We start from the raw sequence: 23,769 nt of genomic DNA on the forward strand, positions 1-23,769 counted from the left end.
AACTCACGTAAGCTCGCCCGTATGAACAGGCATGACGAAATACGAGAAGAGATGCTGCGCCGCATCAACGCCGGCGAATGGCCGGTCGGTGCAGATATCCCGAACGAGGTCGAACTGGTCGCCGAATTCAGCGCCGCGCGCGGCACCATACAGCGGGCGCTGTCCTCGCTGGTCGAACAGGGCCTGATCGAGCGGCGCAAACGCGCCGGCAGTCGTGTCGTGCCGCCACGCGCCCATGCCTCGAAGCTCAGCATCCCGCTGATCCGTGAAGAGATCGAGACGCGGGGCTTCGGCTATGGCTACAAACTGCTGGAACGGCGCGTGCTGCCTGCATCGAAGGGCACAGGCAAGCGGCTGCGCCTCGTCTGCCTTCATCTCGCTGACGGGCGGCCCTTCCAGCTTGAACGGCGCGACATCAACCTCGCCGCATTGCCGCAGGCAGAGCGCGAAAGCTTCCAGTCCGCCGGACCGAATGAATGGCTGGTCAGAGAGGTTCCCGCGACACGGATCGTCACCCGGATCTCGGCCGAGGCGGCAGATGCCGCGACTGCGCGCCTGCTTGATCTGCCCGAGGCGTCGCCGCTTCTGATCGTCGCGCGTGAAACCTTCAAGGCCGATGCACCCCTGACCGAGGTTCGGATGCTGCACCCTGCGGACAGTTACGAAGTCACAACCGTATCCTTCTAGCCGCCGCTGCGGCAAAAGGACTGCGGCATCCGCTCTCTGAACTGGTTAGGAATAGCAAGCCGAGAGCATGACACCGATTCGAAGAGGGCCATGGAGCCAGATGACCGACAAGGACAGCCACGACCATAACGACCGCGACGATCACGCGGCGGACGCGAAGGATCATTCGGGCCACGATCACGCGAAGGGCGATCATTCAGGTCACGACCATTCCGGGCATGATGGCCATGACGGGCACGGCCACAGCCATGCCGTGACCGTCACTGCAGGAAATGAAAAGCGCATGCGCTTCGTTTTCGCGATGACTGTCGGCTATGCGATCATTCAGGCGATCGGCGGTATTCTGTCGGGCTCGCTCGCGCTGGTTGCGGATGCGGGGCATATGGTGTCCGACGCCGCCGCGTTGCTGCTGGCCCTGATCGCCTATCGCGTGGCCCGGCGCGCGGCCACGCCAGAGGTCAGCTATGGCTTCCACCGCGTTCGCGTGCTGGCGGCGCTGGCAAACGGGGCCTCGCTTCTGCTGCTTGTCGCATGGATCACATATGAGGCGATCCGGCGGTTCCAGCAGCCTGCCGAGGTGCTGGCCGGCCCGATGCTGATTGTCGCCGTGATCGGCATGATCGTAAATATTGCGGGCTTCCTGATCCTGCGCGCGGGCAATGCAGATGACGCCAATTTGCGGGGCGCGATGCTGCATGTGCTGGGCGATCTTCTTGGGTCTGTCGGGGCGATCGGGGCGGCCATCGGGATCATGATGACAGGCTGGACAGTGCTTGACCCGATCCTGTCGGTGCTGGTCGCGGTTCTGGTCGTGCGTTCGGCCTGGTCCCTAGTGGCGGAATCGGTGCTGGTGCTGATGCAGGCGACCCCGCGCGGTCTGGACCCGAAGGCGGTCATGGCCGACCTGACCAATGTGCCCGGCGTGTCAGAGGTCGGACACCTGCATGTCTGGACGCTGACAGACAGCCGCAGCGTCGCGACCGTTCACGTGACCCCGGAAGACGGTGCCGATCCGCTTGATCTGCCGCGCCTCGTCTCGGTCCGGCTTGCCGAGCGCCACGAGATTGCCCATGTCACGGTCGAGGTGAACCGTCCCGGCGGCATCCCGACCGAAACCTGACAGCGACCTTTCGGCATTGCCCTAAGCCCGAGACAGAAGGAGCAGATGATGAAAAGCGCGACCCATTCCGCTTTCGGCGACCCGACAGAGTTGCTTTCCCTGACCGACAGCGCCCTGCCCGAACCCGGTCCGGGACAGGTCAGGATCAGAACGATCCTCAGCCCGATCCACAATCACGACCTTGTCACGGTGCAGGGACAATATGGCTACAAACCCGACCTGCCGGCCATCGGCGGAACCGAGGCGGTCGGCATCGTCGATGCGCTTGGCGAAGGGGTCAGCGGCGTCAGCACGGGTCAGCGCGTGGCCGTGGCCTCTGTGCATGGGACATGGGCGGAATATTTCCTCGCCCCCGCTGCCGGTGTGGTCCCTGTGCCGGACAGCGTGCCCGATGAAGCCGCGGCGCAGATGATCGCCATGCCTTTCAGCGCGGTCATGCTGCTTGAGTTTCTGGGCGTCGAAAGCTGCGACTGGGTGATCCAGAATGCAGCGAATGGCGCGGTGGGCAAGATGCTGGCGATGCTGGCCGGGGCGCGCGGCATCAACGTCATCAACCTCGTGCGCCGCGATGCCGGTGTGGAAGAGCTTTCCGCGCTCGGCATCCGCAATGCCGTGTCAACCGCAGGCGATGACTGGCAGAACAAGGTGCTGGCCCTGACAGGCGGCGCGCCGATCCGCGCTGCCACCGATTCCATCGGCGGCGAGGCGAGCGGCGATCTTCTGTCGCTTCTGGGCGAGGACGGCCTGCTTGTGACGTTCGGCGCCCTGACCGGTCAGCCGATGTCGCTGCCACCGGGCGACCTGATCTTCAAGCAGGCAACCGTGAAGGGGTTCTGGGCCAGCAAGGTCAGCGCCGCGATGCCAGCCGAAACACGCGCAAAACTGTTCGGCGAGCTGCTGCGCATGGTTGCCGACGGGACGCTGAAACTGCCGGTCGAGGGGATATTCCCGCTGGATCGCATCACCGACGCCGTGACGGCGGCGCTGACCCCCGGCCGCAACGGCAAGGTTCTGCTGAAGCCCTGACCGCTTCGCCTTAACCAGCGGGGCCGCGCTGTCACGGCCCCGTGCTGTTACTGCTGCCGCGCGCCTATTGCGGGCAGGGCTGACCTGCCGCGACCCAAAGCTGGACGTCGCGGACATGTTCGTCAAAGGTGCCGGGTGCCTTTTCGCGCCCGCCGCCCGGCGCAAAGCCCCACGGAACAAAACCGTCCTTTTCGGCATCGTGGATCAGATGCTCGACCAGACCGTCGCCGTCGCGTCCGCCATTGCGCTCGGGGTCTTTAAGCTGGGCGCAGATCTCGGGGCCGGTCTTGTCGAACCATTGCATTTCGACCGGGGCAAGCTGCCACTCGATCCCGGCATGAGGCGGTGCATGGGCCACGTCATTCGGCGCGGTCGATGTGACGTGACAGGTCTGACAGGCCAGCGTCTCGGCCCCGATCCGGCTTTCGCCGGCATGGATGTTCATCCCATGCGGACGGGTCTTGTCCTCGCCGACGATGCTCCACATCGGCAGGTTGTCGGGGCCGGTATGGCAATTGGCGCAGCGGGGATGGCTGACCACGGCCTCGATCCGCGCCCATGCGTCCAGCCCTTCGGCTTCGGACACGCTGCCCGGTTCGGGCGCGGGCGGCGCGGCAATGTCGGCGGCCGCCAGCGGCAAGGCAAGCAGCACCAGCAGCGGGGCGACAAGAAACGGGGCGAGATTTGCGGGTTTCATCTCTGGCCTCCCTCAGACGAAGTCGATGAAGCGGTTGAACGGCATCTCACGGATGCGTTGCCCGGTGGCGGCGAAGATCGCATTCGCAAGCGCCGGCGCGGCGGGTGGAACCGGCGGCTCGCCGATCCCGCGTATCTTCGGGCCATTGGCCAGACCGCGCACCTCGATCGCCGGGCATTGATGAATGCGCATCCCCTCATGGGCCTGATAATTGGTCTGCTGAACCTGCCCGCCGGCATAGGTCAGCTCGCAATTCATCGCATGCCCCAGCGCCCAGACGACGCCGCCCTGAACGAGGTTCTGGAAGTTCACCGGATCAAGCACCGGGCCGACATCTGCGGCGACCCAGACATTGTCGAGGCGAATACCGTTTTCGGTCGCCGTGACCTCGACCACTTCGCAGACAGGCACACCGAAGGATTCCACGAAGGCGACCCCCCTGCCCTTGCCGTCGCCAAGCGGCCCCTGCCAGCCGCACATCTCTCCGGCGGCTTCGATGACCTTGCGGTGATAGTCGATCTTGCACATGTCGATCCGCGCCTGCAAAGGATCGAGGCCAGCGGCATGGATCAGTTCGTCAATGAAGCTTTCCGAGAAGAAGCCGCCCGTCGAGGCCCCGACAGAGCGCCAGCTTGAGACGGGCGAAAGCCCCGTCGCAGCATAGGTCGAGACGCGCAGGTTCGGGATGCCGTAACTCATCGGACGCACGCCCATCGGGGTCTGCGCGTCCGGGCCCTCGACCGGCATACCAAGCCGTCCCATCTGCGAGGCCATGACCGGGGTCGATGAAATCAGGAACTCCGCCGCCTCGATGGTGCCTTCGCGCGCCACGCCACGCAGACGCGCCATGGAAAGCTGGCGCGGAAAGTCCTGAAGAAAATCCTCCTCGCGCGAGAAGATCAGCTTCACCGGCGTGCCGCGCATCTTGTTCGCGACTTCGGCGGCGGGGCGGATATTTTCGAATTCCAGCCGGTGTCCGAAACTTCCGCCGCTGTACAGGTTGTGGAACACCACCTTCTCGACCGGATGGCCGGTGATCTGGGCAACCATGCCCTGCACGGCATTCGGGATCTGGTGGCCGACCCAGATTTCCGCGCCCTCGTCCGTCACCAGAACCAATGCGCTCAGCGGTTCCAGCGGCTGATGGGCCAGATAGGGCGCGCGATATTCGGCCTCGATCACCCCGTCGCCTGCCAGCGCGGTATCGACATCGCCTTCGTCACGCCAGATCTTCTCTCGGTGCTCGTCGGCGAAAGACGCCTCCATCACGGCCCAGTGCTCCGACTGATCGGGGGGATAATCGCCCTGCGCCCAGTCGCATTTCACAGCCTCGGCCGCGCGCATCGCATACCAGCTGTTCGACGCAATGACAGCAATGCCATTCGTGACTTCGACAACGGACGAGACACCGGGCATCGCCAGCGCCTCGGCGGCATCATAACCGTTCAGCCCGGCGCCCTTGTAGGGATTGACGCGCAGGGCAGCATAAACCATCCCGTCCAGCGTCAGATCGAGGCCGAATTTCATCGCGCCGGTTGCCTTCGCCTCGACATCGACGCGCTGCATCGGCTTGCCAAGGATGCGCCATTCCGACGGATCGCGCAGCGCGACGTTTTCCACCGGCGGGATCGCCGCGGCTTCGGCGGCGAGTTCGGTGTAAGGAATTCTGGTCCCATCCGGCAGAACCACCTGACCGGCCTCGGTCGTCAGATCCGCGACCGCCATACCGCTGCGCTTTGCCGCCGCAGCCTTCACGGTTTCGCGCGCCACCGCACCGGCAAGGCGCAGCTTGTCATAGCTGTCCGGCACCGTGCTGGACCCGCCGGTCATCTGCATCCCCTGACTGGCAATCCAGTCCGCCGCCTGCTTGCGCGCGGCCTCTGCCTCGGGCGACAGGTCATAGGCTTCGAACGGCACGAATTCGCCGGCAAGCCCGGTATTGGCATAGGCCGGATCGGGCGGACCGAAGGACACGTCCGGCTGATCGAGGTCGATATCAAGCTCTTCGGCGATCAGTGCCGCCTGCACCGAGGCAACGCCCTGCCCGACATCGGCATGGGGCGTGACAACGGTGATGCGCTCCGGACCGATGACAACCCAGGGGTTGATCGTGGCGGCGGGCGGCGCGGCCCCCTGCGGCAATGGCGGGGCCATGTCCTGCGCAAAGACGGCCGGCCCGAAGGCGACACCCCCGGCTACGGCGGCAGAGCCGAACAGAAAAGCGCGGCGTGAAAAAGTCATCCCGTCCTTCATCTCAGTTCTCCGCCATTTTTGCCGCAGCGGCATGGATCGCCTCGCGGATACGGACGTAGGTTCCGCAGCGGCACAGATTGCCGGCCATTGTCTTGTTGATATCCTCATCGGTCGGGGCCGGGTTCATGTCCAGAAGCGCTGCCGCCTGCATGATCTGCCCGGTCTGGCAATAGCCGCATTGCGGCACCTGATGGTCGATCCAGGCCTGCTGCACGGCATGAAGCGTGCCTGCGCCAAGCCCCTCGATCGTCAGCACTTCGGCCCCGGCCAGATCGCCGATCCGCGCCTGACAGGCCCGCACCGCCATCCCGTCCACATGCACCGTGCAGGCGCCGCATTGCGCAACCCCGCAGCCATATTTCGGCCCGGTGATGCCAAGCTCGTCGCGCAGAACCCAAAGCAGCGGCATATCCGGCTCTACATCGACCTGGCGCGTCTCGCCATTGACGGAAAGTTCGATCATGCTGGCCTCCTTGCTGGCATTTTGGACAGGTTTACAGATCGACAGGGTTTGTCAATATGTCAGGCGAAACCTAACGCAACCGGCCGAGAGCGGCGATGCAGATCCGTGACGACATCCTTGAAGCAGCGGTCGACGTCTTTACACGCTTCGGCCTGCGCAAGGCGACCGTCGGCGATATTGCCGAACGGGCCGGCGTCTCGCGGCAGACCGTCTATGCGCGCTTCGCCGACAAGGATGCGATCATCGCGGCAACCATCGAATTTCTGGGCAGCCGCTGCCTCGATCAGACCCGAAAGGCATGGGAGGATCAGCACAGTCTGGCCGCAAAGCTGGACGCCTATCTGCGTCATTGCGTGATCGACCTTTACCGCATCGCGCATGGCTCTGCGGGCGGCTGGGACATGGTCATCGGCACCCAGCCGCAAGCAAGAGAGGCGATCCGCTTTCTTCTGATGAAACGCGCCAAGGCGCTTGAAACGATCCTTTCGCCGCATGCAAAGGCGCTTGCCAAGCATGGGCAATGCCCCATTGATCTGGCGATGTTCATCTCGACCGTCGGCGACAGCCTGAAACACACGGCCGAGGATGAAGTCGCGCTGAAGCGCAGCCTCGACACGCTGCGCGCCTCGGTCCTGCTGCTTTCGGGGGTCTCTCCGTCACGCGGCGGATAAAGCCGAGGCGACGCGCGGTCATTGCGAACACTGGCCAGCGATTTCGGAAGATTCTGGTAGCGGAGGAGGGATTTGAACCCCCGACACAAGGATTATGATTCCTCTGCTCTAACCAACTGAGCTACTCCGCCCCAAGCGCCCGCTTCGGGTGCAGGCGATGTAAGGGAGGGGGCGAGAGGCGTCAAGACGATTCTTCGGCTTTTCTGCCCGCCCGAGACAGATGCCCCGGATGGCGCGCCGCCGCCGCGCCCGATGTCATCGACCTTACCCCGACATTACGCCGATATAATGTGCCTGGGGCGCCCGCGCATGGTAATGGTCCCTCGAACTTAAACCCGTAAGATCAGGACGTTCGGACATGTGGCGCGCCATTCGCAGAGGGCTGGCTGTTCTTGGCATTTTGCTGATCGGATGCATCGGCTATCTGGCCTATCTTCAGCTCAGCGGCAATTTTCACGAAGTCAGCCCCGGCGCGGTCTATCGCGCCGCGCAGATGGATGGGCAAAAGCTGGTGCGCTGGAACCGCGACCACAAGATCGCCAGCGTCCTGAACCTGCGCGGTCAGGACGACGGCACCGACTGGTACGAAACCGAAAAGGCCGTGACCGACCGGCTTGGCATCAAGCACATTGACTTTCGCATGTCCGCAAGCAGCGAACTGACCGCGGACGAGGCCCGCAAGCTGATCGAGATCATGCGCGACGCGCCCAAGCCCATGCTGATCCATTGCAAATCGGGCGCGGACCGCACCGGGCTTGCCTCGGCCCTGTATGTCGCAGGCATCGACGGCGGCACCGAAGGCGAAGCCGAACGGCAATTGTCGGCGATCTACGGCCATATCGGCCTTCCCGCCGTCAGCGCCGCCTATGCGATGGACAAAACGTGGGAGCGGATGGAGCCGGAACTCGGCTTCTATGACAGCTGACCCTATTCCCGATAGGTGCATTTCACCTGCGTCTCGCTGATCCGGCGGGTGCGGCGCAGCTTGAGGCGATGTTCGCCTCGGGCGATCTTCTTGGCCAGATTGGCGCGGCAATGGAACATGTCGGCCTGAACCGGCACAATGTCGGGGATGCCCATGCCGTCTGGCTGATCAACGCATGGGGCGCGGCGAATGGCGATTTGTCACCGACATCACCGCAGACCGCAATGGCCGTGTCGGAACAGGTGAAGCTGTTCCTGATGGATATAGCGCCCGAAATCTACGTCGCCGATGATGCAGCAAAGCAGGCGAAAGCGGAAAAACTGCTGATCAGTTCTGCGCTGATCGCCAGCATGCAGCAGCAAGCTGCGGGCAAGCCGCTTGCAAGCCGCATGCTTGCGGAAAGCGTCAGGCAAGGATTGTCAGAGATGGGAATAGACACCGACCGGGTGCAACTGACCGAGGCGGGCTTTGCGCTGAAAGGCAATTAGGCGCAGGCCCGCCACACCATCACCACGTGATCCAGCGGAATTACATCCGACCTGTCCGGTCCGCCCATGAACCATCGATTTTCCGCTATTGAAGCCTCCGCAGGCGCTGATATGCCTTGGCGGCGGGCACGGATCCTGCCCCTGTCACATGCAAGCCGGTCGCAATGTCTCGATTCAAAGATGAAGCCATCTTCATGACGAAAAACGCGTTCACTCAGGCCGCATCGCGCGGCTGGACGCAGCCCTACAAGAAGCCCGCCGCCTATTACCATCCCGCTGACGGGCTCACCGTCGAGGTCGATCCGCGATGGCAAAGCGTCGCGGGCTTTGTTGTCAATCCCTCGCCCGGCATATTGATCTACTCGGCATTTTTTCAGAAATGCCTCAAAACCCATCTGAAAATCGGCACGAAGACTGCTGCAATCCGCATCTTCAATCAACAGGTCGAGCGCTATCGCGAGGATGTCAGATTTCCCATCTCTTTCATCGAGGAAGTCGACAGCAAAGCCCCGTCATTTTATGCCGAGCTTCACACGGTCCCGGAGTATATCGACCTGCTTTTGACGACGGTCGAGGACCGGATCCTTCCCAATTATGACATGTCGGGCGATCTGGCTTTCCTTCGCTCGCTTCCCGATGAATACCAATCGTACAATCCACGCTATTTTTGGGACGCGCAGGCCTACACCGTCTCGCAAATCTTAAAAGGCAATAAAGACGTCACTGACCAATTGCTGGCTTCGCAAAAGGTCAGCGGCCTGTCGCGCGATTATATCGAGCAGACAGCAACGCTCGGCCGGCATGCCGATGACATCATCGCCGCAGCAAACGCAATCGAGAATTCAGCCTAGCGCGGCCACAGCCACCGCTACGCTATCCCCGCGCCTTCACCACCTGAATCAGAGGCATTACATCCGACATATCCGGCCCGTGCGCCTGCCCGGTCACGGCCTTCCTCAGCGGCATGAACAGCCCCTTGCCCTTGCGGCCCGTGGCCTCTTTCACGGCGGCGGTCCATTCGCCCCATGTCGCATCCGTATAGGGCGGGGGCGGCAGCAGGGTCATGGCCTCAGCGATGAAATCGCGGTCTTCCTCGGCAATATCGGGTTCGGCCCCATTGCTGAAGATGTCCCACCACTGGCCCAGATCGTCCAGCCTGGTGATGTTCTGGCTGGCCACGCGCCAGAAGCGTTCGGCCTGATCGTCCGGCACGCCAAGCGCCTTGATCCGGTCCTTCACCGCATCGAAGGGCAGCGACTGGTTCTGGTGGCGGGTCAGCGGCCACAGATCCTCGGCATCGAATTTCGTGGGCGAGGCGCCGAAATGCGACAGATCAAAGCTGTCAGCGATTTCATCAAGGCTCAGCAACTCGACCGGCTGGCTGGACCCCAGCCGCGACATCATCGACACCAGCGCCTCGGGCGCGACCCCCGCCTCGCGCAGATCCTTGATCGCCAGCGAACCGAGCCGCTTCGACAGCTCCTCGCCCTGCGGGCCGGTCAGCAGGCTGTGATGCGCGAAATTCGGCACCTTGCCGCCCAAAGCTTCAATGATCTGGATCTGCGTCGCGGTATTCGTCACATGGTCGGACCCGCGCACAATGTCGGTCACGCCCATATCGCTGTCATCGACGGACGAGGCGAAAGTATAAAGCACCGTCCCATCCGTGCGGATCAGCACCGGATCACTGACCGAGGCGGCATCAATGGAAATATCGCCCAGAATGCCGTCCTTCCACTCGATCCGGTTCTGATCCAGCTTGAAACGCCAATAGCCCTCGCGCCCCTCGGCCCGCAGCTTTTCCTTATCCGCATCCGACAGCGCCAGCCCCGCGCGGTCATAGACCGGGGGCTTGCCCATGTTCAGCTGCTTCTTGCGCTTCAGGTCCAGTTCGGTCGGGGTTTCGAACACCTCGTACAGCTTGCCGTCCGCGCGCAGCTGTTCCTTCGCTTCCTCGTACCGGTCCAGCCGCTTCGACTGCTGCTCGATCCGGTCCCAGCTGATCCCCAGCCATTCCAGATCACGCTGGATGCCGTCCATATATTCCTGCTTGGACCGTTCGGTATCGGTATCGTCGAAACGCAGGATGAAGGTGCCGCCGGCCTTCTTCGCGATCAGAAAGTTGAACAGCGCCGCGCGAAGGTTTCCGACATGGATATGCCCCGTGGGCGAGGGGGCGAAGCGGGTGGTTGTCATGGCATGTTCCTTTGGATGCGCTTGCTCTTTCACATGGGGGCAAATTTGTCCATATCTTGGGGCAAACAGGGGAAGATGATGACCGACTGGACCGACGCCACCGCACCCGAAAGTGATGAGATCGAGGCAATCGCCCGCCGCGTCCTGGACACGCTTCCGGCAGCCTTCGCGCCCCATGCCGCAAACATCGTCCTGCGGGTCGAGGATTTCGCCGACGACGCCATGATGGACGAGTTGGAAATCGACGATCCGCTGGAACTGACCGGAATCTATGACGGCGTGCCGATGACCGAAAAGCAGCCCAGCTATCCGCAGCATTTCCCCGATACGATCTGGCTGTTCCGCCGCGCAATCATCGACGAATGGGCCGAACGCGGCGATGTGACGCTGGCCGATCTGGTGACGCATGTGACGGTCCACGAGCTTGCCCATCACTTCGGCTGGTCGGATGACGACATCGCGAAGATCGACAGGTGGTGGGAATGAAACAGGCCCCCATCCTGACGGTAACGCTGAACCCGGCGCTGGATCTGTCGACCGGCGCGGACAAGGTCGAACCCGACAAGAAACTGCGCTGCGACGCGCCCACCGTCGATCCGGGCGGCGGCGGGGTGAATATCAGCCGCGCGATCAAGGTGATGGGCGGTGACAGCATCGCCTTCGTGGCGCTTGGCGGCACAACGGGGCGGCGCATGGCCGAACTGCTGGAGGAAGGCGGCATCGACTGGCAGCAGATGCGCGCGCCGGGCGAAACCCGGCAATCTCTGGCGGTAATGGACCGCGACAGCGGGCTGCAATACCGCTTTGTCATGCCGGGGCCTGAATGGTCCTCGGCCGATGTCGGCAAATCCATCGCACATATCATTCAGGCGGCACAGCCCGGCGGGCTGGTGGTGCTGTCCGGGTCGAACCCGCCCGGCGTGCCGGACGACTATGCGGCCCTGCTTGCCGCGAAACTGGCGGATGGCGATGCCGGGCTGATCGTCGATACCTCGGGCAAGGCCCTGCGCGCCGTCGCCGATGGCGGCCACAATTTCGCCCTGCTGCGCATGGACCGCGAAGAGGCCGAGGGGCTGGCCGGAAAGCACCTTCCCGAACGCACCGACACCGCCCGCTTTGCCGCCGAACTTGTCGCCGCCGGGGCCGCAAAAGCCGTGATCGTCGCGCGCGGCAGCGACGGCAACATCATCGCCGACAGCACCGGCGCCTGGCATGCCGAGGCCGCGAAGGTCGAGATCGTCAGCAAGGTCGGCGCAGGCGACAGCTTCCTTGCCGGCTTCACCCTCGGCCATGCGCGCGGCCTGCCCATCCACGACGCGCTTGGCCTTGCCGCCGCGATGGCATCGGCCACTTGCATGACCCCCGCAACGGAACTGTGCCGCCGCGAAGACGTCGACCGCCTGTTCGCCGCCCGCGTTGTCACCGCGCTGTGACCCGCTCTCCCCGCGCCTTCATCGCCGATACCACGGCGCTGGTGCTGTTCTTCACCGCGACCGGCATCCTGAACGAACGCTTCATCGCCGGGATGAGCTGGCCCGAGGTCGCGCAGGCCCGCATCCTCGGCGCGGCGCTGATGCTGCCCGTCGCCCGCCCTTACGGCCTCTGGCGAGACTGGGTGATGCGCCGCGCGGGACCGGGCCGCCTGTCGCAGCTTCTGTGGGACAGCCTCGCGCTTGTCAGCTTTCAGGTGCCGATCTATGCCGCGATCATCTGGATCAGCGGGGCATCGGGCGCGGGTTTCTGGCGCGGCGTCCTTGGGGCAGCGGTGATGATGCTGGCGCTTGGCCGCCCTTACGGCGCGTTCCTGAACCGGGTCCGCCGCCTGTTCGGCCTGCCCCCCGGCGGCGAAAAACCGATGAGCCTCAACAGCTAGTGATGATCCGCCCCGGAACCCCCGGCCCCGCCCGCCGTTCCGCCTGCAGTCATTTCAAACCGGAGACAGCGTTTCATGCCCCATCACGACCCCCACCATGACGACGAACACGATCTGGGCTTTGCCCATGACCTGCCGCGCCTGATCGGTCGGCGCAGACTTCTGGGCGTCATGGGCGGGCTGGGCCTTGTGGCCGCAGCAAGCCCGGCCTCGGCACTGGAATGCGTGGCCCTGCCTTGGGAAACGCAAGGCCCCTACCCGGCGGATGGCAGCAACTCGCGCGAGGGGCAGATCGTCAACATCCTGACGCAGGAAGGCGTCATCCGCGAAGACCTGCGCCCCTCGTTCGGCGATCTGTCCGGCACAGCGGACGGCCCGCAGCTTGATCTGGAACTGCTGCTGGTCAATGCCGACGGATGCACGCCGCTGGCCGGCCACGCGATCTATGTCTGGCACTGCACGACGCTTGGCGAATACTCGATGTATGACCTGCCGGACCAGAACTTCCTGCGCGGCGTCGGCGTCACCGACGATCAGGGCCGCGTTAAATTCACCACCATCTATCCCGGCTGCTATCCCGCCCGCTGGCCGCATATCCATTTCGAGGTTTTCGAAAGCGCCGAAGCCGCCGTCGCGGGCGATGCATCCGTCCTGACCGCCCAGATCGCCATGCCCCACGACATCAGCGCCGCGCTTTACGAAAGCGACGCGCTGTATGAAGGCAGCACGCAGAATCTGAACAATCTCACCCTCGAAACCGACAACGTTTTCGGCGACAATTCCGAGGAAGTCATCGCCCAGCAAACGCCCGAGATCACCGGCGACGCGGCCAGCGGTTACAAGGCCGCGCTGACCATCCCGGTCGATTTCAACGCCGACCGCACCGTCAGCATGGGTCCGGGCGGCCCCGGCGGCCCGCCGCCCGAAGGGATGCCGCCGGGTGGCGCCCCGCCAGACGGCGCCCCGCCCCCATCCAACTGATCGCCATGCGCCCCGGCCCCGAAAAGGTCGGGGCGCTTTCGTTCTGCGCTGGATACAGCCGCCTTGACGAATCATGTAAGATATTCTTACATCAACGCATGCGTATTCTGACCCAAAGAAATCTGCTGCGTTTGCTGCATATCCTGCTTGGCCTCGGACTGGGGGCGCTTGTCTATATGCCGCCGTCATGGACCGGCGATCTGCGCAGCTTCATGGCATGGATCGGCGTGCCGCTGGCCACCGCCTCGGGGCTGGCCATGTGGCAGCAGGGCCGCATCCGCCGCTGGCTGTCCACCCGCAGCGGATGATCCGCAACCTGCCCGCGCCTGTGCTGGCAATGCTGCTGGCGGCGGCGGTTGGCCTGTCGGCCTTCGGCCAGATCCTGCTGCAATCCACCTTCCGCCAGACCCGCCACCCGGTATCGCTGTTTCGCGCCAATACCACCGCCGATCCCGCCCTGATCCGCGACTGGTATGCGACACTTCAGGCGCAAGGCACGCTGAACCGCATGATCGCGACCGAGATCACCGACCTGATCTGGATCGCGGGCCTTGCCGCCACCGCCATTCTGATGACCCTGCTTGCCGCCCGCCTTCTGCGCCGCCGCAACCCTGCCGCCAGCAACCGCCTGTATCGCATCGCGCCCTATACCGCGCTCGCCCCGGCGCTGGATCTGGTCGAGAACACCTTTTCGCTGGCGATGCTGTCCGATCCGACCGGTTTCCCGGACGCGTTTGCCCATTTGCACGCCGCCGCGTCATGGGCGAAACTCGCCGCGATCGGCACCGTCGCAACGGCCATCCCGGCCTATGCGACCTGTGCGGCCATAAGGGGCAAGGGCGCTGGCGAAAAAAGCTGACTATCACCACGGCGCGCTGCGCGAGACGCTGATCGAACACGCGCTGAAACTGATCGCCGAAAAAGGCATCGCCGGCTTCAGCCTGCTGCAGGCGGCCAATGCCGCAGGCGTCAGTTCCGGCGCGCCCTATCGCCATTTCGCCAGCAAGACCCAGCTTCTGGACGAGATTGCGCGCACCGGCTTCACCCGTCTTGCGACATTGCTTCAGGAACCCACGTCCCAGACCGGCACCGATCACCTGATCGCGCTCGGCCTGCGCTACATCGCCTTTGCCCGCGACAACCCGCCGATGTTCGCCGTCATGTTCGACACGACCGAACGTCACCCCCAGTCGCCCGAAGGCAAAGCCGCCCTCGCCCCCCTGGCCGAGGCTCTGGCGGCGCTTGACGCCCGGAACCGCCTGCGCCTGCCGCCCGATGATGCCCTTCGTGTCACCTGGGCCTTCGTCCACGGCATCGCGCAGTTGCAGGCCGGCGGCATGCTCAGCTTTCAGGGACTGGGCGATGACGCGCTGCGCGCGCTGATGCGCCCGGTGCTCAGCGGCGGGATAACGGGTTGAGCCTGGCGCATGACGGCCGGTCAGTCTTTCGCCAAGCCTGATGGCTATTCGCCGCTGACCACTGGCTGGGCCTTCGGATCATGACTGTCGATAATATCGCTTACCTCGCCGAAGAGGGCATGCAACCGCTCGCTCGGGCAATGGGCCAGATACTTCACCTGTTTATCCGGTCCGCTGTAACTCACGATGTCGCCCCCGTAATCATCGCAGTCCCCCGCTGCATCCAGCACCTTCTGTGGGATCGGATTGGCCAGAATGTGATCCCGCGCGGCGACAAATGCACCGGGGTTCAGCTGCCGCGAAGCAGACCGCTTCTTCTCATCGAAAGGCCCGGCGACGGTTGTCCGCATGATGTCATCCGGAAACACCTCGAACTGCTGGTATCCGCTGAATGCGCCACCCGAGTTCAACTCGACAACAGCACTCGTGTCGCTCGGCTCAAGCGCGGGCGTGCATCCCGCCAGCAACGCCAACGTCAAAAGAAGGTTCTTCCTAACAATCATCCCAACCGCTCCACGAAACAGCGTCAACTTCCGAATGATTGCCGCCAACCCGTTACCGTGACAAGCATCAAGCTGAAACCGAAACCAAAGGCCAGCCATGCGCGCCCTGATCCAACGCGTCACCGACGCATCCGTTACGGTCGATGACCGCATCACCGGCCAGATCGGGCCCGGCCTGCTGATATTGGTCTGCGCCATGCAGGGCGATGACCAGACGGCCGCCGACAAGCTGGCCGCGCGGGTCGCCAAGCTGCGCATCTTCCGCGACGAGGCCGGCAAGATGAACCGCTCGCTTCTGGACACCGGCGGCGCGGCCCTTGTCGTCAGCCAGTTCACCCTTGCCGCCGACACTCGGACCGGCAACCGCCCAGGCTTTTCCAGCGCCGCCCCTCCCGATCAGGGTCAGGCGCTGTATGAGCATTTCGCGCAGGCGCTTCGCGACCTCGGCATCGCCGTCGAGATGGGAGAATTCGGCGCCGACATGCAGGTCGCCCTGACCAATAGCGGCCCGGTCACGATCTGGATGGATACGGCTGACCGTCGCTAGGATGTGAAGCGGATGCCCAACCTGCCCCCGCAAGCTTTCCCAACCCGTTCAGGCGGGCGTGATTCCGGCGGGTCGCGAAGGGGGCAAGGCGGGCTCGTCGTTGTATATACGCGATATATACGCATTATGGATGGGTTATAGACGCGTTATTGCAGCCGTTTCTTTCGCTCGGGAATGCGTCAGGACGCTTGACTTTTCGCCGCCGAACCCTCATCTGCCATTCAACCCCGGATCCGCGTGCTGCCGCGTGTGCAGCCAGTCGCGACCGGGCTTTTGAAGGTTCCCACCTACACGCAGGGGCACCGTCGGGCCGCCGTATCATGGCCCGCACCCCTATGCGGCAAGACGCCGCCCCAGCCGTGCCCGATACGGGTGCGCGGCATATGTAAGTGACTGATATGAATACTGAATACCGCAGGCCGCGTCGCGGCCAGAAACCCCGCCCGCAGGCGCAACGTGCGCCGCGCGAGGCCAATGTAAACGCCCGCCGCGCCCCCGCGCGCGAACCGGTGACAACCGGCCCCTTCGCCGATATGGGCATTGATCCCCGCATCAACGCCAACCTCGCCCCAATGGGCCTGACAGAGCCGACGCCGATCCAGGCGAAGGCCATCCCGCATATCGTGCAAGGCACTGATATCCTTGGACTTGCCCAGACCGGAACCGGCAAGACGGCGGCCTTTTCGCTGCCCATGCTGACCCGGCTGATCGCCCATGGCCGCAAGCCCGATCCGCGGTCCTGCCGCGCCCTGATCCTCGCGCCCACGCGCGAACTGGCAACCCAGATCGCGACCTCGGTCGAAAGCTTCGCCGAGGGCACCCCGATCCGCGCCTTCCGCGTTGTCGGAGGTGCCTCGATCAATGTGCAGATTCAACGACTTGAGCGTGGCGTTGACGTTCTGATCGCAACGCCGGGCCGTCTGATCGACCTGCTGGATCGCAATGCCGTGGACCTGTCCAAGACCGAATATCTGGTTCTGGACGAGGCCGACCAGATGCTGGATATCGGCTTTATCCACGCCCTGCGCCGCATCGCCCGCACCCTGCCGAAAACCCGGCAAACGCTGCTGTTTTCGGCCACCATGCCGAAGCTGATGGAAGAACTGGCCGACACCTATCTGACCAACGCCGTCCGCGTTCAGGCAAACCCGCCGGGCCGCCCCGCCGACAAGATCGATCAGGGCGTCCATTTCGTCAATCAGGGCGACAAGGCCAGCCTGCTGGCCGAATACATGTCCAAGCATCCGGGCGAATTGGCCATTGTCTTCGGTCGCACCAAATACGGGTCCGAGAAACTGGCCAAGCTGCTGGAAAAATGGGGCTTTTCGGTCGCGGCAATCCACGGCAACAAGTCGCAGGGCCAGCGTGAGCGCGCCCTTGCCGGCTTCCGCGAAGGCAAGACGCAGGTGCTGGTTGCGACCGACGTGGCCGCGCGTGGGCTGGACATTCCGGAAGTCGCGCATGTCTATAACTACGACCTGCCGAACGTGCCGGAAAACTATGTCCACCGCATCGGGCGCACCGCCCGCGCCGGTCGCGATGGCCGCGCCGTGGCCTTCTGCGCGCCGGGCGAAATCGGCGAATTGCGCGATATCGAAAAGGCCATCAAGGCGCAGATCCCGGTCATCGGTGGTGAACCGCCAGTCGAGCGGAAGGCCCACCCGCAGGGCCGCGGTCGCGGTGGTCAGAAGCCCCGTCAGGGTGGCGAGGGCGCACCGCAGAAGCGCCCCTCGCGCCGTCCTTCGCGCAGGCCGAAAGCCGAACAGAAGGGCTGATCGCGCGCAGAAAAACCAAACGCCGCCGAAGATTTTCGGCGGCGTTTTTCGTTTCAGATCAGCCGCAACCGTGGCAAAGACAGCGCCGCCGTCGCCCATGCCAGCAGGGCGCATAGCGCAATGGCAGGGATCATGGTCGTGGGCGTATTGTCCATGAACGGCCCGACAATCGCGATCATTATTCCGCCCGTCAGCATCTGGAACGTGCCCCCGATGGATGACGCAAGCCCGGCAATATCCGGGTGCGGGTCCAGCGACATGACCATCGCCGTAGGCATGACCAGCCCCAGAAACGCATAGGCCACGAACAGCCCCGCCATCACGACGGGCAGCGACGCAAAGCCTGACCACACTATGGCGGTCAAAAACACCATGACGCCCGCAAAGCCGGTAATCGCCAGCGAAATCACCCGCTCCATCCCGAAGCGCTGCGCCAGCCGCGCCGCGAATTGCGAAGCGGTGAAAAAGCCGATCGCGTTGACGGCAAAAGCCAACGAGAACTGCATCTCGGTCAGGCCGAAATGCTTGGTGTAAACAAAGCTCGCCGTTGACAGGAACACGAAGAAGCTGGCCATCCCGAACCCGCCGATCATGGTCAGCCCCATGAAGCGCCGGTCGGTCAGCAGGCGGCGGGCACCCGCCAACATCACCTGCAGCCTAACCGGCTGGCGCTGATCGGGGGCCAGTGTTTCCGGCAGGACAAACAGGATCAGGCCAAGGCTCAGGAAGGCTGCGACCGCAAGGACGGCGAAGATCTCTCGCCAGCCGCCCCATTGCATGACCAGCGATCCGGTCAGCGGCGCAAGCATGGGCGAGATCGCGATGACGATCATCACCGCAGCCATCATCCTTGCCGCAGCCGGTCCCGTCGCCAGATCGCGGATGACGGCGCGCGGCACGGCCATAAGCGTCGCGGCCCCCAGGCCCTGCACACCGCGCGCCAGGATCAGCCAGCCGATGCTGGGCGCCATCGCCGCCGCGACGGTGCCGATCAGAAAGATCGTGACGCCAAGGATCAGCGGCTTTTTGCGGCCAATCGCGTCAGCCATCGGGCCATAGATCATCTGCGCGAAGCCAAAGACGATGAAATAGGATGTCAGCGTGCGCGCGGCACCGGCCTCGGTCGTGCCAAGGTCGTTCGCCACCTGCGGCAGCGCAGGCAGATACATGTCGATCGCAAAGGGACCGACGGCGGAAAGAAGACCCAGAATAAGGGCCATGCGGAACATGGGGTCACGCATCGGATAAGCCTGATATTTATGTATAGATAAAGGCAGCGCAGAATCGCGCATGAAAGGGAAACCGCCGCCGCCGATGATGAGCTTTTGCCTGCCCGATCCGGAAATGGCAATCCGAGGCTGTCGCTGCGGCAGTAAATCGCCCGCTTGATGCGTCCTTCCGGCAACGCTATCTGGCGATATGGCCAAGCTGTATTTCCATTATTCGACGATGAACGCCGGCAAAAGCACGCTGCTTCTGCAGGCGAGCTACAACTATCGCGAGCGGGGGATGGAAACGCTGCTGTTGATCGCCTCGCTGGATGATCGCGCAGGTCCGGGCGTCATCGGCTCGCGGATCGGGATTTCGGCTGAAGCGACAGCCTTCGGTCCCGACGAGGATCTGTTCGCGCTTATCAGCAACGATCCGCGCGACCTTGCCTGCGTCTTTCTGGACGAGGCGCAGTTTCTGTCCAAGGCTCAGGTCTGGCAGCTTGCCCGCGTCGCGGATGATCTGGGCATCCCGGTCATGGCCTACGGGCTGCGTGTCGATTTCCGGGGCGAGCTGTTCCCCGGCTCCGCCGCGTTGCTGGCCCTGGCGGACGATATGCGAGAGGTCCGCACCATCTGCTTCTGCGGGCGCAAGGCCACCATGGTGATCCGGCGCGGCCCGGACGGTCGCGCCGTCACCGACGGAGATCAGGTGCAGGTCGGCGGCAACGAAACCTATCTGTCGCTGTGCCGCCGCCACTGGCGCGAAGCGGTGGGTGCCTGAAAATCCGACGAATTGCTTGCCGTGACGTCACTTCCCTGCCAGTTTCACAGGCAGGGAGGCAGGGATGGACGGGGACCGCACGTCGCGCAAAAAGCTCGACCCGGCAGAGATCGGCGCGATCGCGCATCTGTACCGGGGTGAGGTCTATCGCTCGACCGTCTGGCGCACGCTGCTGGACACCTCGACCAACTGGTCGGTGGTCACGCTGGGGGTCGCTTTGTCGATCACCTATTCCTCGCCACAGGCATCGCCGCTGCCGTTGGTGCTGGTCGGCATCCTGATCATCTTCTTCCTCATGCTGGAGGCGCGGCGCTACCGCTATTTCAACGTCTGGCGCGCCCGTTGCCGCTGGATGGAGTTGCATTTTTTCGCACCCATGCTGAAGGAAGGCGACCTGCATCTGGAAGATCACTGGCAGGACAGGCTGGCCGACGACTATCTGCATCCCCGCTATCACGTCAGCATGTGGACGGCGATCGGGCGGCGCATCAGACGCAACTATTTCTGGATTCTGCTGATCCAGACGGCGGCCTATCTGGGCAAGCTGATCGTGCATCCGACACCGCTGGAATCGCGCGCGCAATTGCTGGAACGTGCGGCCATCGGCCCTGTGCCGGGCTGGATCGTGCTGGCCCTGGGCGGGCTGTACTGCCTGTCATGGGGCGTCATCGCGATCATCAGCGAGCGCGAGAACAAGCGCCGCGCCCAAAGGCGCCGCGACCCCTTGGGCATGGGCTAGACCTATCTGAACATGCCCTCTCGGCGTGAAATGCCGTGATCCAGCCATGTGCGCATCGTCGCCAGCATATAGGACCATCCCATGACGTTCCCATAAGCGAATTTCAGACCGTCCGCCGTAGGTTGCCATCCAGTCTCGCTGACCTCGACGCGGGTGCGGCCCGGCGCGATCTCCTCGAAGGTGAAGGTTACGCGGTTGCGTCCATCGCCCGAAGGATGCCCCCAGTCGAAGACCAGTTTTTCACCAGGCACAGCTTCGATCACCTGCACGTCGAAAGGGCCGGGAAAATCGGCGAACTCCCAGGTGACAGTCGCGCCGCTCTGCATCACACCTTTTGCGCCAGCCGTCGTGAAATGCTGCTGAAGCTGGTCAGGTTCGGCCACTGCCGCGTAGACCTTGGCGGGCGGATGATCGAAGATGCAGAATACCGTGAAATCCATGTCCTTGGCCGTGATCGTCATCGGTGGCTCCCTCTGCTCACAGTTGCAAGATACATTGGTCCTGCGCGTTGCGACAGGACAGATCATCGGGTAATCCTATTCTCAAAACAGGCACTCCGCCCAAAGACAGGCACATCCATGCGCGCAGTAATTCCCGCCCTTCTCGCCCTTCTTCTGCCCTTGCAGGCGGCTGCTTTCGACACAACCGCCCGCTCGGCCTGGGTGTATGATGTGGGTACCGGCACGGTGCTGCTGGAAAAGAACGCGGACCAGCCCATCCCGCCCGCATCAATGTCAAAGCTGATGACCGTCTATATGCTGTTCGAGGCCGTGCGCGATGGTCGCCTGCAAATGGACACCCGCCTGCCCGTGTCCACGAAGGCGCGGCAGATGCAGGGCTCGACCATGTTCCTGAACGAACGCGACCGCCCCACGGTCGAGGAGCTTATAAAGGGCATCATCGTGCTGTCCGGCAATGACGCCTGCGTCGTCGTCGCCGAAGGCTTGGCCGGGACCGAGGAAGCCTTTGCCCGCCAGATGAACGACCGGGCGAAATCGCTGGGGATGACGCAATCGCATTTCGCCAACGCCTCCGGCTGGCCGGACCCGAACCACGTCATGTCGGCGCATGACCTCGGCATTCTGGCAGAACATCTGGTCGAGGATTTCCCCGAGCTTTACAAGTATTTCGCGATCACCGAATTTCCGTTCGACAATCGTGCGCCCGCCAATCGCCATAACCGCAACCCGCTTCTGAAGCTTGGTATCGGGGCGGACGGGCTTAAAACAGGCCACACGCAGGAAGCCGGATATGGGTTGGTCGGGTCCGCTGTTCAGGGTGACCGCCGGGTGATCTTTGTCGTCACCGGATTGGACACCGAAAAGGCGAGGGCTGAGGAGGCAGAGCGGATTACCGCATGGGCCTTTCGCGACTTTACGATGAAAGAAGTCGTGCCGCAGGGCGAAACAGTCGCCTCGGTCCCTGTCTGGCTGGGGTCTAAATCGCAGGTCGCGCTGACCACGCAGAACGGGTTGAACGTGCTGATGCCCATCGGCGCGGAATCGGGTGTCACCGCCGAGGCGGTCTTTACCGGCCCGATCGAGGCCCCGGTCGCGAAAGGCGCCCAGCTTGGCACCCTGCAGATCCAGATCCCCGGCGTCGGCCCTGCCAATGTGCCGCTGGTCGCCGCCGAAGAAATCACCGCGGCGGGCTTTGTCGGGCGCATGAAGGGTGCTGCGATGCGCCTAGGCGGCGAGGCGTGGACCGCCGCGCGGAACTGACGGGCCGCATGTTCATCAGCTTCGAAGGTATAGACGGCAGCGGCAAGTCCACGCAGGCGCGAATGCTGGCCGAAGCCCTGCTTGCCGAGGGCCAAGAGGTGGTGCTGACGCGCGAGCCGGGCGGGTCGGACGGCGCAGAAGCGATCCGTCGCCTGCTGGTCGAAGGCGGCACTGACCGCTGGTCGGCGGAAACCGAGATCCTGCTGTTCAACGCCGCCCGCCGCGACCATCTGGAACGCACCATCCGCCCGGCGCTGGAACGAGGCGCGACCGTCATCACCGACCGCTTCGCCGATTCCACGCGGGTCTATCAGGGCGTGACGCGGGGCGATCTGTCGGCCACGGTCGAAGCCCTGCACAAGCTGATGATCGGGATTGAGCCCGACCGGACTTTCGTGATCGACATTGACCCGGCGGAAGGGCTGGCACGCGGCGTGGCACGTGGCGGCACCGAAGACCGCTTCGAATCCATGGGCCTCGGCTTTCAGGAAAAGCTGCGTGCGGGCTTTGCCGATCTCGCTGCCGCCCATCCCACGCGCGTCCGCATCATCGACGGCAGTGGCGCGCCCGTGGACGTCGCCGCGCGTGTCCGGGCTGCATTATGAGCGATGATACCCCCGAATCCGACCGCGTCCCCGGCGCGCCGCATCCGCGCCATGCACGCGCGGTCATCGGGCACGATCAAGCGGCGGCGGATTTCCTGGCCTCCGCCGATGCGCATCGTCTGCACCACGCCTGGCTGATTACGGGGCCGCGCGGGGTCGGCAAGGCGACGCTGGCCTGGCAGATCGCGCGCTGGCTGCTGGCCGATGGTGCGCCCGGCGACCTGACCATTCCGGCAGATGATCCTTTCGCCCGCCGCGTGGCCGCGCTTTCCGAACCGCGCCTGCATCTGGTCCGTCGTGGCTTCGACGACAAAACCGGGCGGCTGAAGGCGGAGATCGGCGTCGATGACATCCGTGCGCTGCTGTCCTTCTTTCACATGAGCGCGGCAGAGGGTGGCCGCCGTGTCGCTATTGTCGATGCCGCCGATGACATGAACACGGCCGCCGCCAACGCATTGCTGAAAATGCTGGAGGAGCCGCCGAAGGCGGGCATCATCCTGCTGATCTCCCACCAGCCCGCACGCCTGCTACCCACCATCCGCTCGCGCTGCCGAGAGCTGCGACTGTCCCCGCTGTCGCCAGAGGATATGACCCGCGTGCTTGCCCCCCTTGGCGTCGATGCCGGGGCCGAGGCGCTGGCGGCTTTGTCAGGCGGATCGGTGGGGGAAGCGCTGCGGCTTGACGGTCAGGACGGGCTGAAGGTCTATGCCCAGATCGTTGACCTGTTCGCCACCCTGCCTCGCTTTGACCGCCAGAAGGCGCGCGATCTGGCCGAAGGTGCCGCAGGGCGCGCGACCGCCGACGGCGATCCCTTCGATCTGCGCATCACCCTGCTGGACCGCTTCCTGACCCGCCTTGCGCGCGCCGGACTGTTGGGCGCACCGATCCCCGAAGCCGCCAGGGGAGAGGCCGATCTGATGGTGCGGCTGTGCCCCGATGGCCGCGCGGCGCGCATCTGGGCGGGCGCGCAGGCGGAACTGTCGGCGCGGGCGCGGACGGGTCGGGCGGTCAACCTTGACCCTGCGGCGCTGGTGATGGATATGCTGATCCAACTGGCCGGGTTGGCCCCGGCACATGCGAAAGCCTGAC

28 protein-coding genes, 1 tRNA gene and 1 pseudogene are annotated in these 23,769 nt (G+C 64.0%); 22 read left to right on the forward strand and 8 right to left on the reverse strand.

The genetic code is table 11. The features are described 5' to 3' along the window. Positions 1–21 precede the first annotated feature (21 nt). The 3 genes from FQV27_RS08525 to FQV27_RS08535 all read left to right on the forward strand — a co-directional run bounded on the left by FQV27_RS08525 (position 22) and on the right by FQV27_RS08535 (position 2,833). A complete protein-coding gene (locus FQV27_RS08525; RefSeq protein ID WP_147097525.1) occupies positions 22–687 on the forward strand; it encodes a histidine utilization transcriptional repressor HutC in 666 nt (221 codons plus the stop codon). Positions 688–787: 100 nt separating this feature from the next. Continuing rightward, positions 788–1,807: a cation diffusion facilitator family transporter gene (locus FQV27_RS08530; protein ID WP_147097527.1), complete on the forward strand. Its 1,020-nt coding sequence runs from the start codon at positions 788–790 to the stop codon at positions 1,805–1,807. Between the two features lie 48 nt (positions 1,808–1,855). Further along, positions 1,856–2,833, forward strand: a complete 978-nt coding sequence (locus tag FQV27_RS08535) for a zinc-binding dehydrogenase (RefSeq protein WP_147097529.1) — start codon at positions 1,856–1,858, stop codon at positions 2,831–2,833. Between the two features lie 64 nt (positions 2,834–2,897). Here the strand turns inward: FQV27_RS08535 and FQV27_RS08540 are convergent, their stop codons facing one another. Genes FQV27_RS08540 through FQV27_RS08550 form a run of 3 tightly spaced genes read right to left on the reverse strand, consistent with a single transcriptional unit; the run spans position 2,898 to position 6,243 of the window. After that, on the reverse strand, positions 2,898–3,530 hold the full coding sequence (locus FQV27_RS08540) for a hypothetical protein (protein ID WP_147097530.1): 633 nt from the start codon (positions 3,528–3,530) through the stop codon (positions 2,898–2,900). 12 nt (positions 3,531–3,542) lie between these two features. Continuing rightward, positions 3,543–5,771, reverse strand: coding sequence for a molybdopterin cofactor-binding domain-containing protein (locus FQV27_RS08545; RefSeq protein WP_246133052.1), 2,229 nt, complete (start codon positions 5,769–5,771; stop codon positions 3,543–3,545). Between the two features lie 13 nt (positions 5,772–5,784). Then, entirely contained in the window at positions 5,785–6,243 is a 459-nt protein-coding gene (locus FQV27_RS08550) for a (2Fe-2S)-binding protein (protein WP_147098124.1), read from the reverse strand. A gap of 98 nt (positions 6,244–6,341) precedes the next feature. Between FQV27_RS08550 and FQV27_RS08555 the strand changes: the two genes are divergently transcribed. Then, positions 6,342–6,917 carry a TetR/AcrR family transcriptional regulator gene (locus FQV27_RS08555; protein ID WP_147097536.1) on the forward strand — a complete coding sequence of 192 codons (576 nt, stop codon included), beginning with the start codon at positions 6,342–6,344 and terminating at the stop codon, positions 6,915–6,917. Positions 6,918–6,971: 54 nt separating this feature from the next. Here FQV27_RS08555 and FQV27_RS08560 read toward each other — a convergent pair. Beyond that, positions 6,972–7,048: transfer RNA gene (locus tag FQV27_RS08560), tRNA-Met, on the reverse strand. Positions 7,049–7,275: 227 nt separating this feature from the next. Between FQV27_RS08560 and FQV27_RS08565 the strand changes: the two genes are divergently transcribed. The 3 genes from FQV27_RS08565 (at position 7,276) to FQV27_RS08575 (ending at position 9,181) form a co-directional block, all read left to right on the forward strand. Continuing rightward, positions 7,276–7,842, forward strand: coding sequence for a tyrosine-protein phosphatase (locus tag FQV27_RS08565; protein WP_147097538.1), 567 nt, complete (start codon positions 7,276–7,278; stop codon positions 7,840–7,842). A 68-nt stretch (positions 7,843–7,910) separates the two neighbouring features. Next, the gene (locus FQV27_RS08570) at positions 7,911–8,330 is read left to right on the forward strand and encodes a DUF6683 family protein (protein ID WP_147097540.1); all 420 of its coding nucleotides are present in this window, start codon (positions 7,911–7,913) and stop codon (positions 8,328–8,330) included. Positions 8,331–8,494: 164 nt separating this feature from the next. Next, complete coding sequence (locus tag FQV27_RS08575; protein ID WP_147097543.1) at positions 8,495–9,181, forward strand: hypothetical protein; 687 nt, start codon at positions 8,495–8,497, stop codon at positions 9,179–9,181. Between the two features lie 22 nt (positions 9,182–9,203). Here FQV27_RS08575 and gltX read toward each other — a convergent pair whose 3' ends face one another. Then, positions 9,204–10,526: a glutamate--tRNA ligase gene (gene gltX, locus FQV27_RS08580; RefSeq protein WP_147097545.1), complete on the reverse strand. Its 1,323-nt coding sequence runs from the start codon at positions 10,524–10,526 to the stop codon at positions 9,204–9,206. 78 nt (positions 10,527–10,604) lie between these two features. On the opposite strand from gltX, the gene FQV27_RS08585 reads away from it, so the two are divergent. The 8 genes and pseudogenes from FQV27_RS08585 (at position 10,605) to FQV27_RS08620 (ending at position 14,798) form a co-directional block, all read left to right on the forward strand. Further along, a complete protein-coding gene (locus FQV27_RS08585) occupies positions 10,605–11,012 on the forward strand; it encodes a metallopeptidase family protein (protein WP_147097548.1) in 408 nt (135 codons plus the stop codon). Next, on the forward strand, positions 11,009–11,959 hold the full coding sequence (locus FQV27_RS08590) for a 1-phosphofructokinase family hexose kinase (RefSeq protein ID WP_147097551.1): 951 nt from the start codon (positions 11,009–11,011) through the stop codon (positions 11,957–11,959). Before FQV27_RS08585 ends, FQV27_RS08590 begins: the two co-directional genes overlap by 4 nt. After that, positions 11,956–12,399, forward strand: a complete 444-nt coding sequence (gene alaE, locus FQV27_RS08595; protein ID WP_147097553.1) for an L-alanine exporter AlaE — start codon at positions 11,956–11,958, stop codon at positions 12,397–12,399. Before FQV27_RS08590 ends, alaE begins: the two co-directional genes overlap by 4 nt. A gap of 75 nt (positions 12,400–12,474) precedes the next feature. Beyond that, positions 12,475–13,380 carry a dioxygenase family protein gene (locus tag FQV27_RS08600; RefSeq protein ID WP_147097556.1) on the forward strand — a complete coding sequence of 302 codons (906 nt, stop codon included), beginning with the start codon at positions 12,475–12,477 and terminating at the stop codon, positions 13,378–13,380. 98 nt (positions 13,381–13,478) lie between these two features. Continuing rightward, a complete protein-coding gene (locus tag FQV27_RS08605; protein ID WP_147097558.1) occupies positions 13,479–13,688 on the forward strand; it encodes a hypothetical protein in 210 nt (69 codons plus the stop codon). Then, positions 13,685–14,239, forward strand: coding sequence for a hypothetical protein (locus FQV27_RS08610; protein WP_147097560.1), 555 nt, complete (start codon positions 13,685–13,687; stop codon positions 14,237–14,239). The genes FQV27_RS08605 and FQV27_RS08610 overlap by 4 nt, the downstream gene beginning before the upstream one ends. 31 nt (positions 14,240–14,270) lie before the next feature. After that, positions 14,271–14,396 (forward strand): annotated as a pseudogene (locus FQV27_RS19335) (TetR family transcriptional regulator); the annotation flags it as partial. A gap of 42 nt (positions 14,397–14,438) precedes the next feature. Continuing rightward, complete coding sequence (locus FQV27_RS08620; protein ID WP_147097563.1) at positions 14,439–14,798, forward strand: TetR-like C-terminal domain-containing protein; 360 nt, start codon at positions 14,439–14,441, stop codon at positions 14,796–14,798. 44 nt (positions 14,799–14,842) lie between these two features. Here the strand turns inward: FQV27_RS08620 and FQV27_RS08625 are convergent, their stop codons facing one another. Continuing rightward, on the reverse strand, positions 14,843–15,400 hold the full coding sequence (locus FQV27_RS08625) for a hypothetical protein (protein WP_147097565.1): 558 nt from the start codon (positions 15,398–15,400) through the stop codon (positions 14,843–14,845). Between FQV27_RS08625 and dtd the strand changes: the two genes are divergently transcribed. Together dtd and FQV27_RS08635 are read left to right on the forward strand one after the other, a co-directional pair. Next, positions 15,399–15,848: a D-aminoacyl-tRNA deacylase gene (dtd, locus tag FQV27_RS08630; protein WP_147097566.1), complete on the forward strand. Its 450-nt coding sequence runs from the start codon at positions 15,399–15,401 to the stop codon at positions 15,846–15,848. The genes FQV27_RS08625 and dtd overlap by 2 nt on opposite strands. A gap of 533 nt (positions 15,849–16,381) precedes the next feature. Beyond that, on the forward strand, positions 16,382–17,623 hold the full coding sequence (locus FQV27_RS08635; RefSeq protein ID WP_186827279.1) for a DEAD/DEAH box helicase: 1,242 nt from the start codon (positions 16,382–16,384) through the stop codon (positions 17,621–17,623). A 53-nt stretch (positions 17,624–17,676) separates the two neighbouring features. Here FQV27_RS08635 and FQV27_RS08640 read toward each other — a convergent pair whose 3' ends face one another. After that, positions 17,677–18,864, reverse strand: coding sequence for a multidrug effflux MFS transporter (locus FQV27_RS08640; RefSeq protein WP_147097570.1), 1,188 nt, complete (start codon positions 18,862–18,864; stop codon positions 17,677–17,679). 178 nt (positions 18,865–19,042) lie between these two features. On the opposite strand from FQV27_RS08640, the gene FQV27_RS08645 reads away from it, so the two are divergent. After that, positions 19,043–19,615: a thymidine kinase gene (locus tag FQV27_RS08645; RefSeq protein WP_147097572.1), complete on the forward strand. Its 573-nt coding sequence runs from the start codon at positions 19,043–19,045 to the stop codon at positions 19,613–19,615. A 64-nt stretch (positions 19,616–19,679) separates the two neighbouring features. Further along, complete coding sequence (locus FQV27_RS08650) at positions 19,680–20,354, forward strand: DUF2270 domain-containing protein (RefSeq protein WP_147097574.1); 675 nt, start codon at positions 19,680–19,682, stop codon at positions 20,352–20,354. A 2-nt stretch (positions 20,355–20,356) separates the two neighbouring features. Here FQV27_RS08650 and FQV27_RS08655 read toward each other — a convergent pair whose 3' ends face one another. Further along, a complete protein-coding gene (locus tag FQV27_RS08655) occupies positions 20,357–20,815 on the reverse strand; it encodes an SRPBCC domain-containing protein (RefSeq protein WP_222611680.1) in 459 nt (152 codons plus the stop codon). A 117-nt stretch (positions 20,816–20,932) separates the two neighbouring features. Between FQV27_RS08655 and FQV27_RS08660 the strand changes: the two genes are divergently transcribed. Genes FQV27_RS08660 through FQV27_RS08670 form a run of 3 tightly spaced genes read left to right on the forward strand, consistent with a single transcriptional unit; the run spans position 20,933 to position 23,768 of the window. After that, positions 20,933–22,075 carry a D-alanyl-D-alanine carboxypeptidase family protein gene (locus FQV27_RS08660; RefSeq protein WP_147097585.1) on the forward strand — a complete coding sequence of 381 codons (1,143 nt, stop codon included), beginning with the start codon at positions 20,933–20,935 and terminating at the stop codon, positions 22,073–22,075. A gap of 8 nt (positions 22,076–22,083) precedes the next feature. Then, positions 22,084–22,680 carry a dTMP kinase gene (gene tmk, locus FQV27_RS08665; protein ID WP_147098130.1) on the forward strand — a complete coding sequence of 199 codons (597 nt, stop codon included), beginning with the start codon at positions 22,084–22,086 and terminating at the stop codon, positions 22,678–22,680. Further along, complete coding sequence (locus tag FQV27_RS08670; RefSeq protein WP_147097587.1) at positions 22,677–23,768, forward strand: DNA polymerase III subunit delta'; 1,092 nt, start codon at positions 22,677–22,679, stop codon at positions 23,766–23,768. Before tmk ends, FQV27_RS08670 begins: the two co-directional genes overlap by 4 nt. Position 23,769: the final 1 nt, after the last annotated feature.

Source organism: Paracoccus aurantiacus (assembly GCF_007993065.1).
Taxonomy (GTDB): domain Bacteria; phylum Pseudomonadota; class Alphaproteobacteria; order Rhodobacterales; family Rhodobacteraceae; genus Paracoccus; species Paracoccus aurantiacus.

Bases quoted from the DNA above. Each gene is read 5' to 3' on its own strand.
- tmk (WP_147098130.1), top strand. From the start codon at position 22,084: ATGTTCATCAGCTTCGAAGGTATAGACGGCAGCGGCAAGTCCACGCAG.
- FQV27_RS08655 (WP_222611680.1), bottom strand. From the start codon at position 20,815: ATGACGATCACGGCCAAGGACATGGATTTCACGGTATTCTGCATCTTC.
- FQV27_RS08640 (WP_147097570.1), bottom strand. From the start codon at position 18,864: ATGCGTGACCCCATGTTCCGCATGGCCCTTATTCTGGGTCTTCTTTCC.
- FQV27_RS08605 (WP_147097558.1), top strand. From the start codon at position 13,479: ATGCGTATTCTGACCCAAAGAAATCTGCTGCGTTTGCTGCATATCCTG.
- FQV27_RS08575 (WP_147097543.1), top strand. From the start codon at position 8,495: ATGTCTCGATTCAAAGATGAAGCCATCTTCATGACGAAAAACGCGTTC.
- FQV27_RS08535 (WP_147097529.1), top strand. From the start codon at position 1,856: ATGAAAAGCGCGACCCATTCCGCTTTCGGCGACCCGACAGAGTTGCTT.
- FQV27_RS08650 (WP_147097574.1), top strand. From the start codon at position 19,680: ATGGACGGGGACCGCACGTCGCGCAAAAAGCTCGACCCGGCAGAGATC.
- FQV27_RS08570 (WP_147097540.1), top strand. From the start codon at position 7,911: ATGTTCGCCTCGGGCGATCTTCTTGGCCAGATTGGCGCGGCAATGGAA.
- dtd (WP_147097566.1), top strand. From the start codon at position 15,399: ATGCGCGCCCTGATCCAACGCGTCACCGACGCATCCGTTACGGTCGAT.
- FQV27_RS08610 (WP_147097560.1), top strand. From the start codon at position 13,685: ATGATCCGCAACCTGCCCGCGCCTGTGCTGGCAATGCTGCTGGCGGCG.
- FQV27_RS08540 (WP_147097530.1), bottom strand. From the start codon at position 3,530: ATGAAACCCGCAAATCTCGCCCCGTTTCTTGTCGCCCCGCTGCTGGTG.
- FQV27_RS08530 (WP_147097527.1), top strand. From the start codon at position 788: ATGACCGACAAGGACAGCCACGACCATAACGACCGCGACGATCACGCG.
- gltX (WP_147097545.1), bottom strand. From the start codon at position 10,526: ATGACAACCACCCGCTTCGCCCCCTCGCCCACGGGGCATATCCATGTC.
- FQV27_RS08545 (WP_246133052.1), bottom strand. From the start codon at position 5,771: ATGACTTTTTCACGCCGCGCTTTTCTGTTCGGCTCTGCCGCCGTAGCC.
- FQV27_RS08670 (WP_147097587.1), top strand. From the start codon at position 22,677: ATGAGCGATGATACCCCCGAATCCGACCGCGTCCCCGGCGCGCCGCAT.
- FQV27_RS08625 (WP_147097565.1), bottom strand. From the start codon at position 15,400: ATGGCTGGCCTTTGGTTTCGGTTTCAGCTTGATGCTTGTCACGGTAAC.
- FQV27_RS08555 (WP_147097536.1), top strand. From the start codon at position 6,342: ATGCAGATCCGTGACGACATCCTTGAAGCAGCGGTCGACGTCTTTACA.
- FQV27_RS08585 (WP_147097548.1), top strand. From the start codon at position 10,605: ATGACCGACTGGACCGACGCCACCGCACCCGAAAGTGATGAGATCGAG.
- FQV27_RS08565 (WP_147097538.1), top strand. From the start codon at position 7,276: ATGTGGCGCGCCATTCGCAGAGGGCTGGCTGTTCTTGGCATTTTGCTG.
- FQV27_RS08660 (WP_147097585.1), top strand. From the start codon at position 20,933: ATGCGCGCAGTAATTCCCGCCCTTCTCGCCCTTCTTCTGCCCTTGCAG.
- FQV27_RS08525 (WP_147097525.1), top strand. From the start codon at position 22: ATGAACAGGCATGACGAAATACGAGAAGAGATGCTGCGCCGCATCAAC.
- FQV27_RS08635 (WP_186827279.1), top strand. From the start codon at position 16,382: ATGGGCATTGATCCCCGCATCAACGCCAACCTCGCCCCAATGGGCCTG.
- FQV27_RS08600 (WP_147097556.1), top strand. From the start codon at position 12,475: ATGCCCCATCACGACCCCCACCATGACGACGAACACGATCTGGGCTTT.
- FQV27_RS08645 (WP_147097572.1), top strand. From the start codon at position 19,043: ATGGCCAAGCTGTATTTCCATTATTCGACGATGAACGCCGGCAAAAGC.
- FQV27_RS08590 (WP_147097551.1), top strand. From the start codon at position 11,009: ATGAAACAGGCCCCCATCCTGACGGTAACGCTGAACCCGGCGCTGGAT.